Annotated in this window: 11 protein-coding genes; 6 read left to right on the forward strand and 5 right to left on the reverse strand. The window is 74.3% G+C overall.

What is annotated here, in order from left to right; all coding sequences use genetic code 11:
- Window positions 1-43: 43 nt before the first annotated feature.
- Window positions 44-490: a hypothetical protein gene (locus tag JNW98_RS18960; RefSeq protein WP_223769445.1), complete on the reverse strand. Its 447-nt coding sequence runs from the start codon at window positions 488-490 to the stop codon at window positions 44-46.
- Window positions 491-805: 315 nt separating this feature from the next.
- On the opposite strand from JNW98_RS18960, the gene JNW98_RS18965 reads away from it, so the two are divergent.
- Both JNW98_RS18965 and JNW98_RS18970 read left to right on the forward strand, forming a co-directional pair.
- Window positions 806-1642 carry a pentapeptide repeat-containing protein gene (locus JNW98_RS18965; RefSeq protein WP_223769446.1) on the forward strand — a complete coding sequence of 279 codons (837 nt, stop codon included), beginning with the start codon at window positions 806-808 and terminating at the stop codon, window positions 1640-1642.
- A 287-nt stretch (window positions 1643-1929) separates the two neighbouring features.
- Window positions 1930-3297, forward strand: coding sequence for a cytochrome P450 (locus JNW98_RS18970; RefSeq protein ID WP_223769447.1), 1368 nt, complete (start codon window positions 1930-1932; stop codon window positions 3295-3297).
- Window positions 3298-3348: 51 nt separating this feature from the next.
- Here JNW98_RS18970 and JNW98_RS18975 read toward each other — a convergent pair whose 3' ends face one another.
- Window positions 3349-5118 (reverse strand): NAD(P)/FAD-dependent oxidoreductase, encoded by a 1770-nt coding sequence (locus JNW98_RS18975; protein ID WP_223769448.1) that lies wholly within the window; start codon window positions 5116-5118, stop codon window positions 3349-3351.
- Window positions 5119-5741: 623 nt separating this feature from the next.
- Between JNW98_RS18975 and JNW98_RS18980 the strand changes: the two genes are divergently transcribed.
- The 4 genes from JNW98_RS18980 (at window position 5742) to JNW98_RS18995 (ending at window position 11039) form a co-directional block, all read left to right on the forward strand.
- Entirely contained in the window at window positions 5742-6770 is a 1029-nt protein-coding gene (locus JNW98_RS18980) for a ParB/RepB/Spo0J family partition protein (RefSeq protein ID WP_223769449.1), read from the forward strand.
- Window positions 6771-7286: 516 nt separating this feature from the next.
- Window positions 7287-8489, forward strand: coding sequence for a cytochrome P450 (locus JNW98_RS18985; protein ID WP_223769450.1), 1203 nt, complete (start codon window positions 7287-7289; stop codon window positions 8487-8489).
- A gap of 61 nt (window positions 8490-8550) precedes the next feature.
- Complete coding sequence (locus JNW98_RS18990; RefSeq protein ID WP_223769451.1) at window positions 8551-9765, forward strand: FAD-dependent oxidoreductase; 1215 nt, start codon at window positions 8551-8553, stop codon at window positions 9763-9765.
- Between the two features lie 119 nt (window positions 9766-9884).
- Complete coding sequence (locus JNW98_RS18995; protein ID WP_223769452.1) at window positions 9885-11039, forward strand: nucleotide disphospho-sugar-binding domain-containing protein; 1155 nt, start codon at window positions 9885-9887, stop codon at window positions 11037-11039.
- Window positions 11040-11084: 45 nt separating this feature from the next.
- On the opposite strand, the gene JNW98_RS19000 is transcribed toward JNW98_RS18995, so the two are convergent.
- The 3 genes from JNW98_RS19000 to sph form a co-directional block, all read right to left on the reverse strand.
- On the reverse strand, window positions 11085-12020 hold the full coding sequence (locus JNW98_RS19000; RefSeq protein WP_223769453.1) for an SMP-30/gluconolactonase/LRE family protein: 936 nt from the start codon (window positions 12018-12020) through the stop codon (window positions 11085-11087).
- A gap of 270 nt (window positions 12021-12290) precedes the next feature.
- Window positions 12291-13502 carry a saccharopine dehydrogenase family protein gene (locus JNW98_RS19005; protein ID WP_223769454.1) on the reverse strand — a complete coding sequence of 404 codons (1212 nt, stop codon included), beginning with the start codon at window positions 13500-13502 and terminating at the stop codon, window positions 12291-12293.
- A gap of 129 nt (window positions 13503-13631) precedes the next feature.
- A complete protein-coding gene (gene sph, locus JNW98_RS19010; protein WP_223769455.1) occupies window positions 13632-14639 on the reverse strand; it encodes a sphingomyelin phosphodiesterase in 1008 nt (335 codons plus the stop codon).
- Window positions 14640-15246: the final 607 nt, after the last annotated feature.

The raw sequence follows: 15246 nt of genomic DNA on the forward strand, positions 1-15246 counted from the left end.
GGGCGCGGGCGGCCCGCGCCCGGTCGCCCCACGGGCTCCTCCGTCAGTCCTCGGCGGCGGGCCTGATGTACTCCAGGGTCCAGGTCTCCTGGAACTCCGGCGCCGGCGGTACGAAGGTGAGCTGCGCGCCCCGGTGTCCGGAGCGCAGGGCGAGCCCCTTGTCGGAGATGATCTTGATTCCGCCGATGACCCTTTCGAACGTGAACCGCGCCAGCTCGCCGCGCTCCACGCTGTTGACGTAGAGCTTGTCCTCGGCGATCACGAGGCCGGCCCCCTCGTGGTGGGCGAGGCGGATCACGTACGGCGCCCCGGGGACGGGCTCGGTGGGCTCGATGAGCCATTCCTGCTCGATCGGGAGCGGGTTCAGCCGGTCGGTGATGACCGGGGCGCCGTGCTTGACGGCGTACTCGGTGGCGGTCACCAGGGTGGACGGGCCGATGATGTGGGCGTGGATCTTGTAGACGCCGGGCTTGACCGGGATCGCAGGCATGCGCGGGACTCCCTCTCGCTCGGTGCGCTTCCACCGCCGGCGGGCGGCCGGCGGCGCGGTTCCCACCTTCCCGGTCGGTGCCGCCGGCGCACAGGGCGGTAAGCCGCCAAGTCCAGGACGGCGCGGACCGCTCGATCGCGGGTGCGAACGCGGCGTCCGCGGCCGCTCCGGCGCCGCCCCGGCGACCGGTCCCGCGGACGCCCTAGACTGGGGAGATCATCCCGCGCCGTCCCTCGTCGGACCGGCCGGGAACCCGCCCCCGCCCGGCCGGAGCCCCGCTCCGCCGCGGTCCCGACCGGAGGAATTCCGCGCACCGTGCCCGACATACGCGACGTCCCCGACACCGACTCCCTCGGCCTGCGGGCCGACTGCGGCAGCTGTTTCGCGCTCTGCTGCGTGGCCCTGCCGTTCGCCGTGTCGGCCGACTTCGCGCTGAACAAGGAGGCCGGGAAGCCGTGCCCGAACCTGCGGGAGGACTTCCGCTGCGGCACGCACACCACGCTCCGGGAGAAAGGTTTCTCGGGCTGCACGGTGTACGACTGCTTCGGCGCGGGGCAGAAGGTCTCGCAGGTCACCTTCGGCGGCACCAGCTGGCGGGAGGCGCCGGAGACGGCCAAGGCGATGTTCGACGTGTTCCCGGTGATGCGGCAGCTGCACGAGCTGCTGCGGTACCTGTCGGAGGTGCTGGCGCTGCCGAAGGCCCGGCCGGTGCACCGTGACGTCCGCCGGGTGCTCGGGAAGGTCGAGGCGCTGACCCGGTCGGAGGCCGAGGTGCTGCTCGGCCTGGACGTGCCCGAGCTCCGGCAGGAGGTGAACGTCCTGCTGCTGCGCGCGAGCGAGCTGGTGCGCGGCCAGGACGGGAAGAAGAAGGGCAAGAACCGGCGGGGCGCCGATCTGATGGGCGCCGGTCTCCGGAACGCGGACCTCCGGGCGGCGAACCTGCGCGGCGCGTACCTGATCGCCGCCGATCTCTCGGGCGCCGACCTCCGCTCGGCCGACCTCATCGGCGCCGACCTGCGCGACGCGAACCTCGCCGGCGCGGACCTGACGGGCGCCTTCTTCCTCACGCAGCTCCAGGTGAACGCGGCCCGCGGCGACGCGCGGACCCGGCTGCCGGAGGGTCTGGACCGTCCGGCGCACTGGGAGCGGTAACCCACCGCCGCCCGGCGGCGCACGGGGTCGGCCGCGCGCCGCCCGCTCCCGGGGAGCGCCGGTCACCGTCCGTTCCGAGGCGCCCGGAGGGGAGCTCCTCGCGGGAGTTCGCCCGCCATTCGCCTCCGCGCTCCCCGACGGCCGGGGGTTGCGGCGTACCGTCGGGGGCACGGGAAGCACGGCGGGCCGGAACGCGGGGTTCAGCCTGTACGCGACCGGCCGGCCCCCGGCCGTCGCGCCCGCGTCCGACCGCCGCCACCACGCCGGTACGAACCCTCGGAGCGCTCGTGAACGCTCGCTGCACCTACGGTGTCGCCCCGGGGGCGTTGCCGCTCGTCGGCCACGCCCTGCCCCTCCTCCGCGACCCCCTCGCCTTCCTCGACGCGCTGCCCGGGCGCGGCGACCTGGTCCAGGTCCGGATCGGTCCGGTCCGGGCGGTGGTGGTCTGCGACCCCGAACTGACCCGCCGTGTCCTGCGGGACGACGAGACCTTCGACAAGGGCGGCCCCCTCTACGAACGGATCCGGGAGGTCACCGGGAACGGGCTGGCCAGCTGCCCCCACAGCGACCACCGGGGCCAGCGGCGGCTGCTCCAGCCGGCGTTCCACTCCGGCCGGATGGCGGCGTACGCCGAGGTCATGTCCCGTCAGGTGCGGGTGACGACCGGGGCGTGGCGTGACGGCGGGACGGTCGACGCCGCCGACGAGATGCTCGCGCTCAGCGCGCGGATCGCCGTGGCGGCGATGTTCGGCGCGGAGGCGGACGACGCGCGGCTCGCGCCGCTCCTGGACGACTTCACCACCGTCGTCGCGGGCATCCCGCGGCGCGCGCTCGTGCCCCCGGCGGCCGACCGGCTGCCGACGCCCGGCAACCGCCGCTACGACCGGGCGCGTTCACGGCTGCGCGGCGCGATCGGCCGGCTCATCGCCGGCCGCGCGGACGGTGCGCCCGATGCCGGCGCGGACCAGGGCGACCTGCTCTCCCTGCTGCTGTCCGCCGGGCGGGACGGTCCGGACGGGCGGGCGCTGACCGACGACGAGATCGCCGACCAGCTCGTCACCTTCTTCGCCGCCGGCACGGAGACCAGCGGCAGCGCCCTGGCCTGGGCCTTGCACCTGCTGGGCGGCCACCCCGAGGTGGCCCGCCGGCTACGCGCCGAGGTGGACGCGGTGCTCGGCGACGCTCCCGCCGCCACCCTCGCGCACCTGCCGGACCTGCGGCTCACCGCGGCGGTCGTCAACGAGGCGCTGCGGCTGTACCCGCCGGCCTGGCTGCTCACCCGCACCACCACCAGCGACACCCGCCTCGGCGGGCACACCCTCCCCGCGGGTACGGCCGTGGTCTACAGCGCGTACCTCCTCCACCGGCGGCCCGACCTGTTCCCCGACCCCGAGCGCTTCGACCCGGACCGCTGGATCGCCGCGCCGGGCGCGCCCGCGCCGCCGCGCACGGCGTTCCTGCCGTTCGGCAGCGGTCCCCGCAAGTGCATCGGCGACGTGTTCGCCCTCACCGAGGCGGCCCTGGCGCTGGCCGGCGTCGTCGCCGACTGGGACCTGCGGCCCGCGGGCGGCCGCCGGGTCCGGCCGGCGCCCCGCCTCGTCCTGAGCCCGCACCGGCTGCCGATGACCACGGCGGCGCGGGTCCGGGGCGGCTGAGCGGGCGGGGCGCCCCGGCGCCCGCCGTGGGGGCCGGGGCGTCCCGCCGTGTCAGGCGGCGGGCGTGATCCGCAGGAAGCCGCCCACGCACATGCGCTTGACGAGCCGGATCTGCGGGGGCGTGAGGCGGCCGGCGATCTCGCCGTACTTCACCGGTCCCGCGCTGAGCAGGGCCCACAGCTCGTCCACGCCGTCCCGGCGCGGGTCGGCGTCGATGGACGGGCCGTGCGGGTCCTCGGTGGAGTGGATCCGCTTGCAGGGCACGGTGTCGCGCAGTGGTGCCGGTGCCGAGGCGTGGTTGGTCATGGGGTTCTTCCAGTAGTCCGCCATGCCGTCGAGGACGGCGGGCGGGAGCTGGACGTTGGCGGGCGGGTTGGTGGCCTTGAAGCCCGGCACCAGCATGGTGACGCTGTCGCGGAGGGCCGTGGTGGGGGCCAGCGTGAGGACGGCGTCGGCGGTGAGGCCGGCCGGCTCGGCCAGGGCGGTGGCGGACAGGTACGGGCCAGCCGCGTCCAGGTCCTCGACCCGGCGGCTGTTGTGCGTCATGACGTCGAGCAAGGCGGGCTGGAACGCCGTGTTGAGCAGGGCGTCGAAGGTCTGCTCGCGGATGCCGAGGTCGGCGCCGGTGCCCCGGGTGTTCCAGTACACGCTGTCCGGGTTGTTCTTGGCGATGGCGTGGTACCACTGGTCGATCATCAGGGCGAACGTCTCGGCGGTGCCGTGCCACTTGTCGTTGTAGTCGCGCCAGAGCTGCCGCCGGTCGGCCTCCTCCAGGCTGCCGTCGGTGGTCTTCAGCAGCAGCAGCGCGGCGGCCTGTGACTGGGTGAGGGCGACCGCGACGCCGGAGGAGAAGAGGGGGTCGACGAAGAACGCCGCGTCGCCCACGAGCAGGTGCCGCTCGTCGTAGTCGCCGAACTCCTCGGCGACGCGCGAGTAGTTGGTGGCCGTGATCATGTGGTCCGCGATCGGTACCGCGTCGGTGACCAGGTCCTTGAGGTACGGGACCTCGCGGACGGCGGCGAGGAACGTCGCCTGGTCGGTGTAGTCGCGGCCGGGCTCCTTGAGGACGGCGGGGTTGGTGACGATGCCGACGGAGTGGGTGAGGACGCGCCGGCCGTCGATGATCTTGGGCACGGGTATGTACCAGCACCAGCCGTCGCGGAAGGCGAAGCAGCCGATGGGCGAGAAGTTCTCCGAGGTGAAGACGTTCCAGTCGGCGGGCAGGTTCTGCGTGTGGCCGCCACCGGTGAAGTGCTGCCAGATGGCGATGTTCTTGAAGTTCGAGAGCCAGCCGCGTTTGTTGCGGGCGGCGGAGACGCTGCTCTGCCGGCCCGAGGCGTCGACGAAGTACCCCGCGCGGACCGAGCGCCCGTCGGCGAGGCGGACCACGCCGCCGTTGGCGTCGGGTTCGTAGGCGGTGACGGCGGTGCCCTGGAAGACCTCCACGCCGACGTCGGCGGCGTGGTCGAGCAGGATGTGGTCGAACTCGGCCCGGTTGACGTGCATCGTCCAGCGCAGCACGCCGTCCTTCTCGAACAGCGCCCGGTCGAACAGGGCGACGCTCGGCCGCTCCGGGTCCCAGGCGTAGACGCCGCCGTACTTCTTCACCCAGCACGGGCTGGCGAGGACCTTGGCGAGGGCCCCGCTCTCCTGGAGCGCCGGGACCACGGGGTGGGCGAACGACTCGCCGATGTGCTCGCGGGGGAACACCTCCTTGTCGAAGATGGCCGTCCGCAGGTCGCTGCGCTGGGCGAGCAGGGCACCGAGGGTGGAGCCGGCCGGCCCGCCACCCATGATCACGACGTCGTAGTACTCCCGCACGGTGCTGACCTTTCGTTCGCTGAACAGGTGGGTGCCGAATGTTCGAGGGACCGGAGGGTGGAGGAAGGCGGCTCGGGGCCCGGTGCGTGGGCCGACCGCCCGGTGGCCGCGCGGCGGAACGCGCGCCGGGCCGGGGTGGTGTGAGGCCGCCGATCGCCGAACGGGCCGCGCACTGCCCCGTTTTCCGCGCCTGGCTCGGGATCGACGCCCTGACGGTACGCGGCGCCGACGGCCCCGTCCATGCGTCCGCGCCACCTGAACAGGTGGCCCGATCAGGAGGATTGTGCTCCGCGCACGGCCACCGGGGGCCTCCGGCCGGGGTGACGGGACGCCGCGCCGGGCCGGCGGGGACCTTCCGCTTCCGCCCTCCGGAGCGCCGGAGGCGTCCCTTCTTCCCCGCGCGTCCACCGGCGGAAAGCCGTGGCCGGAGACCGGATCCCGGCCCGCCGTTTCCGCTTCCAACTGCGCTTTCGATCAAGGGAATTCGGCCTTCCGCACGGCCGCCGGTTATACCCTCCGTTAACCTCTTGCCTGGATCGGAAGCGCATGGTTAGCGTAAAGACGCAGCACCATCAGTCATGCGGGGGAACGCGGGGGATCTGATGAGTGACGATGGCGGCTCCATGCCTTTTCTGACACCGGTCCTGAGTGCGACGACGCGCGCCGACGTACCGGTGGACTCCTTACTGTCGGCCGACTCGCCGCGCACCAGCGGCCTGGACCGGGCGTACATCGACACGCTCGTCGCGCTGGAGGAGGAGCTCCCGCCGATCGTCGTGCACCGGCCCACCGGGCGGGTGATCGACGGGATGCACCGGCTCGCCGCCGCGCGCGTGCGGGGTGAACGCACCATCAGTGCCTACCTGTTGGACATGCCGGAGCGGAACGTGTTCGCCACCGCGGTGAGTCTGAACATCACCCACGGCAAGCCGCTCACCCATGACGACCGGCTCGCCGCCGCGGCCCGGATCCTCCGCGAGAGCCCCGCTCTCTCGGACCGGTACGTCGCGTCCGTCACCGCCCTGTCGCCCAGGACCGTCTCCCGGGTACGCCGTTCAAGCGTCGACGTTGCCCACTTGAACACCCGGATCGGGCTGGACGGCAAGCGGCGGCGCGCGGACGTGGCGAGCGTCGCCAGCGGACGGCTGCGCGCGGTCGAGGTGATCCGGCAGCGCCCCGAGGCGAGCCTGCGCGAGATCGCCCGGCTCGCCGGCATCTCGCTCGGCACCGCGCACGACGTGAAGAAGCGGCTGCTCCTCGGCATGGACCCGGTGCCGCAGGGCTCGGGCGCCGCCGCCGAACGAGCCCGGGAGCCGCGGTCCGAGCCCCGTCCGGAGACCCGGATCGCCGACGCGCCGTCCCTGCGCGACGCGCGGGAACGGCTGGACCGGCTCCGCAAGGACCCGGCCCTGCGGCTCTCCCAGTCCGGCCGCTTCCTGCTGCGCGGCTTCTCCGTGCACGACCTGGACGTCACGGTGTGGGAGAAGCTCGCCGCCACCATCCCGCCGCACTGCGCGGACGGGGTCACCCAGCTGGCCCGGGAGTGCGCCGACGTCTGGGCCCGCTTCGCCGAACAGGTGGAACGGGAGGCACAGGCCGGCGAGGCGGGACAGGCCGAGCCGGCCGCGGGGCGGTCCCGGCCGAGGGCCTGACCGGAACATCGGCCGGGACCGCTACCGTACGACCGCCCCACCGCCCGTCGAGGGCGCCGCCCGGCGCCTTCACCCTCCCACCGCGCGCCCGCGTGGACCGGACGGCCTCGTCGCCGCCCGCTCCCCGCGGGCGCTTTCGCGTGCCCGGAGCGGCACGCCGGGCGCCCTCTCCGCCCCGCCGACCCCCGGCATCCCTCCCGTCCCGTCCGCCACAACGGCCGGCGGATCCGCCGCACGGCGTCGAACACTCCTTCCCCACACGGCCGTTGTGGGAGGATTCCCACGCCGGAATGGGGCCGGCGGACGCCACGACTCCACCACCGTCACCACCGGCGCCACCATCACGAACGGCTCCGCCCAGCTCCGCTCTTCCGTTCTCCCGACACCGGTCGCCGGAACACCCACAGGGCGACGTCGGACCTCGCGGGCCGCCAACGGCCCGGCAGGACCGCCCGGTTCTCCATTCCCGTGCGACGGATCCTCCGTGCGCCGGACGACTCGCAGAAGGTGGCACCCATGTCTGCCACAGACACGTCCGGGCCACCGGCCTATCCCTTCGGCCCGGTGGTCCGTCTCGACCTGCACCCCCGCTACCTGGAACTGTGCCGCAACGAGCCGGTCTCCCGGGTGCGGATGCCCTACGGCGGTGACGCCTGGCTCGTCACCGGCTACCACGAGATCAAGCAGTTCCTCGCCGACACCCGGTTCAGCTCGTTCGCGGCGACGGCCCCCGACACCGCCCGGGTGACGCCCCTGCCGCTGCGCCCGGGCAACCTGCTCAGCATGGACCCGCCGGACCACGGCCGGATCCGCAAGGTCGTCGCGCACGCGTTCCGCCCGCGGATCGTGTCGCAGCTCGCCGACCGCATGCGCGACCTCGTCACCAGCGAGCTGGACGCCATGGAGAAGGCCGGCCCGCCCGGCGACCTCGTGCAGCGGCTGGCGATCCCGCTCCCGGTCCGGATGATCGTCGAGCTCTTCGGCGTCCCGTACGAGGACCGGGCGGAGTTCCGCAAGTACTCCGACGTCTTCGTGGCCACCTCCGCGCACACCAAGGAGGAGATCGACGAGGCCCGCGACGGGCTGGAGGCGTTCCTGCGCGGGCTGATAGCCCGGCGCCGGGACAGCCGTTCCGACGACCTCATATCCGTGCTCATAGAAGCGCTGGACGCGGGTCAGCTGTCGGAGGTCGAGGCCGTGCGGACCGGCATCGGCATCCTCATGGCCGGCCACGAGACGTCGCTCAGCATGATCTCCAACGTCTCCTTCCTGCTGCTCGCCCAGCGTGAGCTCTACGAGCGGCTCTGCGCGGACCGGTCGCTGCTGGACCCCGCGATCGAGGAGATGCTGCGCATCATCCCGCTGCGCTCGGTGGGCAGTTTCCCGCGCCGCGCCACCGAGGATGTGGAGATCGGCGGGGTGCCGATCCGCAAGGGCGACACGGTGATCTTCCAGCGGGCCTCCGGGGACCGTGACGAGCGGGTCTTCGAGGACCCGTCGAGCATCCGCTTCGACCGGGACAACAACCCGCACCTCGGGTTCGGCCACGGGCAGCACTACTGCCTCGGCGCGAGCCTCGCCCGGGCCGAGCTCAAGGTGGCCCTGGAGGGGGTCATCGCCCGGTTCCCCACGCTCCGGCTGGCCGTGCCGCCGGAGGAGGTCCCCTGGAAACCGGGGCTGATCGCGCGGGCGCCGGAGGCACTGCCCGTCACATGGTGACCCGCCCTCTCCCCCAGACGGGCAGGACGGCATGACACAACCGACCGAGGAAGGGCAGGGGATGAGTCGTACGACGTGTGCCATCGCCGGAGCGGGACCCGCCGGAATGATGCTCGGCATGCTGCTCGCCAGGGCCGGCGTGGAGACCGTGGTGTTGGAGAAACACGCCGACTTCCTGCGTGACTTCCGGGGCGACACGGTGCACGCCTCCACCCACCGCCTCATGGGCGAACTCGGCCTGGGGGAACGCTTCCGCAAGCTCCCCCACCACCGCATCCACCGTCTGCAGGTCGTCACCGACGACGGACCCTTCACACTGGCCGACTTCCGCCGGCTGCCGGGCCAGTTCCCGTACATCACCTTCCTGCCGCAGTGGGACTTCCTCGACTTCCTCGTCGAGGAGGCCGACCGGTTCCCCAACTTCCGGCTGCTCCGCGAGAGCGAGGTCACCGGGATCCTCCGGTCCGGCAACCGGGTCACCGGCGTCCGCTACCGCGACAAGGAGGGGCGGGAGCACGAGCTCCGGGCGGACCTGACGGTCGCCGCCGACGGCCGCCGCTCGGCGGTCCGCGCGGCGTCCGGGCTGCGGCACCGGGCGTTCGGCTCGGGCATGGACATCCTGTGGTTCCGGCTGTCCAAGCGGGACGACGACCCGGGCGGCATGGTCGGCCGGCTCTCCGCCGACGGCAAGCTGCTGGTCCGCATCGAGCGGCAGGGCCACTGGCAGGCCGCCCTCGCCGTCCGCAAGGGCGGCTACGAGCAGCTGCGCGCCGAGGGTCTGGAGGCGTTCCGGGAGTCGCTGGCCGAGCTCAAGCCGTTCCTGGCGGACCGTGTGCACGAGGTCCGCACCTGGGACGACGTCAAGGTGCTCGACGTGCAGATCGACCGGCTGCAACGGTGGTGGCGCCCGGGGCTGCTGTGCATCGGGGACGCCGCGCACACCATGTCGCCCATCATGGGCGTCGGCATCAACCTCGCCGTCCAGGACGCCGTCGCCGCGGCGAACATCCTGGCGGAACCGCTGCGCGACGGCACGCTGGAGCCCGCGCACCTGGAACGGGTGCAGCGCCGCCGCATGCCGCCGACGGTGGTCACCCAGCGCATCCAGCGGGCCCTGCAGACCGGCTTCCTGGAGCCGTGGATCAACGGCCAGGGGAAGTCCACGACTCCCAGGGTGCTGCGGGTGCTGCGTCGCCTGCCCCCGCTCCAGGGCGGCCCGGCCCGCGCGATGGCGATCGGCCTGCGCCCCGAACACCCGGCGCGGGAGCTGCGCTGAGCGGCGCCACCCTACGTCGTGGAGCCGCACTCCCCTACGTCGCCGAGCGGCATCCCCCTACGTCACCCAGCGGCGCCCCCTACGTCCACACCCCCCTTCGGAACGGAGAACCCACCGCAATGCGCGTACTGATCACGACCACGCCCGGCACCGGCCACACCTATCCCCTGGTGGCGCTGTCCTGGGCGCTCCAGACGGCCGGCCACGAGGTCCTGGTCGCCTCCTGCGGTCCGGGCCTGGCCCTGGGCGAGGCGGGCGCGCGCACCGTGGACGTCGCGCCCGGCCTGTCCCTGGACAAGATGGTGGGCCTGCTGGCCCAGCGCCACCCCGAGGTGGCCGGCAAGCTGCTCCAGGAGGCGGAGGGCGCCGGCTATCTGGAGGTGGTGGGCGGCGCGGTCGCGGCGGCGCTGCGGCTCCAGCCGGAGATGGTCGCCGCGGTGATCCGCACGGCCGAGGAGTGGCGGCCGGACGTGGTGGTGCACTCCCCGCTGCTGACGCCGGGCATGGTGGCGGCGGCCAAGCTGGGGGTGCCCGCCGTGCAGCACGGCTTCGGCTTCCTCAACCCGTCCGCCGAGCTGATGCGCGAGCTGCACGCCGACCTCTTCGAGGAGCACGGCGTGGACCTGCCCGAGCGCCGGGCCGTCATCGACATCACCCCGCCGAGCGTCGTCCCGACCGAGCCGGGCGCGTGGCCGCTGCGGTACGTGCCCTTCAACGGCGGCGGGCCGCTGCCGAAGCCGCTGTTCGACTTCCTCAACCGGGTGCCCGAGACGCCGCGCATCGCGGTCTCGCTGGGCAGCGGGCCGGTGCCCGGGGAGGCGGCGCTGGTCATGGAGCGGATCCTGGCGACGGCGCCGAAGACGGACGCCGAGTTCGTGGTCGTCCTGCCGCACGTCGACCTGGAGCCGTTCGGTCCGCTCCCGGACAACGTGCGGGCCTTCGACTGGGTGCCGTACGGCGCGCTGCTGGCCCGCTGTTCCGCGGTCGTCCACCATGCCGGGCCGGGCACCGCGCTCGGTGCGATGGCGCACGGGCTGCCGCAGATCATGCCGATCCTCAAGGGCCTGGGCCGGCCGGCCGTCGCGCGGCTCGTCGCCGACCGCGGGATCGGCCGGGCGGTGCGGACGGAGGAGATCGGTCCCGAGCTGCTGGAGTCGGTGCTGGCGGACGAGGGCCTGCGGGCCGCCGCGGCGGAGGTCCGCGAGGAGATCCGGACGATGCCGGCCCCGGCGGAGGTCGTCGGCCGGCTGGAGGAGCTGGTGGCCGGCGTCTGACGGTCCGCCGGCGGGGGCCGCCCGGTGCCCGCGCCCCCGCCGGCGTCAGTCCACGGTCACCTTGACGATGCGGCCGGACGCCTCGACGACGAACAGGTGGTGCTCGGGGTCGAGGCCGCCGAAGCCCTGGGCGGTGCGGACGCTGGTGGGCATGCGCAGGCCCGTCGCCAGGACGCAGGACCGGCCGGTCGCCGGGTCGACGCGGATCAGCTCACCGCTGCGGAACCCCGCCACCACCAGGCCGCCGCGGAAGTGCGTCAGGTCGTCCAGGAACTTGTCCCGCAGCGGGTTGGGGGTGAGCCGGGCGACCGTCGCGTACCGGCCGGGGTCGTGCAGGGGGACGCGGACGATCCGGGACGTGGGGTCGGTGAGGACGCTGACGTAGAGCTGGTCGCCGACGATGTCCAGGCCGTTGCCGCCGAAGATGTCCGCGGCCTTGGTCCACGCCTCGTCCCGGGTGCCGTCCGGGCGGAACTTCAGGATGCCGCGGGCCAGTTCGCGGCTGAGGTAGAGGTTGCCGGCGGAGTCGACGGCCAGGCCGTTGATGCCGGATATCCCGTCCACGACCGTCCGCGGTCTCGGCTCGGCGGCGGCCGGGTCGAACCGGACGACGCCGCCGCGCGGAGTCAGCGGGCTCACTCCGTAGTTGACGTACATCATGCCGTCCGGGCCGCGCCGGATGCCGCCGGGCCCGGCGAGCGGGAAGCCGCCGCGCGAGGTGCCGTCCGGGGCGTATCCCTCGACCCGGTTCTTGGTGAGGTGCGAGACCCACAGGGTGCCCCGGCCGTCGAACTCCAGGTTCTCCCGCCAGTCCAGCAGCGGGACGCCGCCCTCGCGGAACACCTCCACGCGGGTCTGCTGTCCGCAGGACGCCGATGCGGCGCCGACGGACGCGCGGGTCCCGGCGGAGGCCGCTCCGGCCCCTCCGGTCGTCAGGGCGGCCAGCAGGCCGGCCACTACGATGATCGAACGCTTGTGCATGGGGGGTCCTTTCGGGTCGTTCGGTGTTCGTGGGTACGGCACGTCCGCCCCGGCGCGGACAGCGCGGGGGTGCGGCTCGGCGCGGTGGCCTTCCGGGGGCAGGCGCCGCCGAAGGCGGGGGCTTCCGGAGAGGGGCGGGCGTCGCCCCGCCCTCTACGGGCGATCGGGCGCCGCCGGCCGGGCGCGGGCGACGGCGCGCGGTCCCGGCCACGTACGCCGGCACCGGAGCCCCCCACGGCCGTCGGCCGCGCCCGGCCCCGCCCGAGCCGCTCAGTCGGCCGCCGCGACGCGGAAGCGGATCCCCGCCGCGGTGAGCCGCTCCGTCAGGGCGTCGCCCATCGCCACGGCGGTCGTCACCTGCCCCGCGGTGGCGGGGAGTTCGTCGTGCGCGAGGCACAGCGCCGCCTCGGCGAACATCACGGCGGTCTCTCCGTACCCCGGGTCGCCGCCCGCGACCTCGGTGCACACCCGCCGCCCGCCGCCCTCGCCGACGAACCGGACCCGGAACCAGCTCCGGGACCGCAACTCCGCGCTCGGCCCGCGCCCGGCCGGGTAGCGAGCCGACAACAACCCACGCACATACGGGACTTGGGCAGCGGCCACGACGGCCGCCGCCCCGACCGGAGCGGCCAGCGCCGCCGGCAGCGTCCGCACCGACGCGTAGTGCCGGTAGCGGAAGTCGGGCCCGTACCGCTCCAGCGCGGCGGCCGAACGCCGTACGACCTGGGGGTCGATGGTGGGCAGCGGCAGCGCCCAGGTGCCCGTCTCCCGGCTGAACCGCGGCCCGCCCAGCGGCACCGCGACCCGGCGGCCGGCCGCCGGCCGGGGCTCGTACCGCCGCCGTTCGCGCGCGGCGGCCAGCGTCTGCCGGCCGCGCGCCGCGATCGTCAGGGCGGAGGCCAGCGTGCCGCCGGAGATGGCGCCGCGGGCCTGGACGAAGCCGTCGACGCGCAGCGGCACCCCTTCCGGTAGCCGCCGGACGGTGTAGTACACGCCCAGGTCGTACGGGACGGAGTCGAAGCCGCAGCTGTGCACGATCCGGGCGCCGGTCTCGCGGGCCCGCGCGTCGTGGCGCACGTACATGGAATCGACGAACTCCGCCTCACCGGTGAGGTCCAGGTAGTCCGTGCCGGCCGCCGCGCACGCGGCGACGAGCGCCTCCCCGTGGCGGAGGTACGGGCCCACGGTGGTGGCGACGACGTGGGCGGACTCGGCGAGGGCGCGCAGCGCGGCCGGGTCGTCGGCGGCGGCGGTGAGCAGGGCGGGTTCGGGGCCGGGCCCGTCGGCGAGCCGCTCCCGCAGCCGCTCGAGCTTCGTCCGGTTCCGTCCGGCGAGGGCGAGGCGGCAGCCCTGTGGCGCGTGGGCCAGGAGGTGGGCGGCGGTGAGTTCGCCGACGAAGCCGGTCGCGCCGAAGAGGACGACGTCGTACGGCCGTCGGGAACCGTCCTGCCTGCTTACGGCAGCGTTCGCGGAACTGTTCATGGCACTGTTCACGGCACCTCCTGCGCCGGGCCGGATCACCGGGGCCGCTCGCCGCCCGCGCGTGATCCGCAACCCTCACAGAGCCGCCGCTCCGCCGTCAACAGCGCGTGCCCGCCCGGCCGCCGGCGTTCAGCGGCCGCCGGCGACGACCGGGTAGTGGTCGGAGAGGTCGGTGTACGTGTACTCCTTGCCCCAGCTCGACACCGTCCAGGGCGCGGACCGCTCCTGGACGACCGTGTTCGTCCACCTGGCGGGCCGGGCGTGGCCCTTGCGGTGCAGGACGTGGTCCAGGTCCTCCCGGGCGTCGTCCGGGTACCGGTAGGCGGCGACGGAGTTCTCCCGGGTGTCGAAGGAGTACGGGTGGCCGGTGCGGGCCTCCGCCGGGTCGAGGCCGGCGTCGGCGAGCAGCGAGGCGAACTCGGCGCTCCGGGAGTCGACGTTGAGGTCGCCCGCGACGATCACCTGCTCGTCCGCCGGTATGTGCTTGGCGTCGAGGAAGGCGTCGATCTCCCGGAACTGCCGGGCGCGGTCGGCCGTGGCCTCCCCCGCCGCGCAGCCGCCGTCCGTGGACTGCGTGTGGGTGCCGACGACGTGCACCCGGGCGCCGCCGACGTTCAGGACGGCGTACGCGAAGCCCTTGTTGGACCACTTGTCGGAGCCGCAGGCGTCCTTGAAGACGACCTGCTCCTTGCGGACGATCGGCCACTTGCTGAGCACGGTCACCCCGCCGTCCTCGGGGGTGAGGGCGGAGTAGGCGCCGCCGGTGGCGTCCCAGCCGTCCTTGGAGCGGCCGACGACGGGCGTCTGGTACGGGTACCGGGTGGCGGCGCGGGCCTTGAGCGCGTCGGACGTGTCGTTGTCGAACGCCTCCTGGAGGACGACGACGTCCTGCCCCTGGAAGAAGCCGGCGGCGGGGATCGCCTCGGCCCGGTGCCGCTGTCCCCAATTCGGGTAGAGGTTCGTGCTCATGAGGAAGGTGTTGTAGGTGAGCACCTTCACGTTGGGCACGGCCGGCTTGGCGACGGCCGGGCCGTTGGCGACCGGGGCGGCGGCCTCCGCCGGGTGCGCCAGTGCGGCGGTGGTCAGCAGACCGGCGGCGAGGACGGACGCGGCGCGGGCGGGTCTGGGCAGCGGCACGGGGGGCTCCTGAACGGGTGGGGTGTGCGAGCGGCGTGAGGCATGGGACGTGGGACGTGAGGTGCGTCGCGGCACAGCGAAGCGCCCCCCGGTGACGTCCGGGCGACTGCCGGATGAGCGGCGGATGAGCGGCGGCTTCCGGCGGAGGAACGCCGGGCCGTCGCGGCCGGGTGTCCCCAGGAGCTCGCAGAACACGGCGAGGGGCAGCGGGAAGGCCGGCCGCGTCACGAGGCCCGCCGACGGTCCCGCCTCCTCGATGCGTAGAGGAGGCGGTCGGCCGGCGCTTCGACGCGCGGGCGCGGTTCGGCCACCCGGCCGGCCGCCAGGGGCCGCGCCGCCGGCCGGCGCAGCTGCGGGTGCGCGGGGCCCGTCCAGCAGCAGGGTGCGGTCGCGCGGGACGCCGGCCGGCGAGCCCTCGACGCCCATGTGCGGGTCGCTCGCGGTGAGGTCGCGGCCGTGGAGGGGGTGGTGGAGCGCCGCGCGCACCTCCTCGTACCCGGTGACGACCCGCACCTCGTCACCCCGGGGCAGCGGGCCCCGGAAGACCGGTCCGGCCGGCAGCCGAGGGGCTCGCCGGAGAACGGGCGGGCCGGGAACGGATCCACGC

Origin of the sequence: Streptomyces huiliensis, from assembly GCF_020037025.1 — a bacterium.
Lineage (GTDB): Bacteria > Actinomycetota > Actinomycetes > Streptomycetales > Streptomycetaceae > Streptomyces > Streptomyces huiliensis.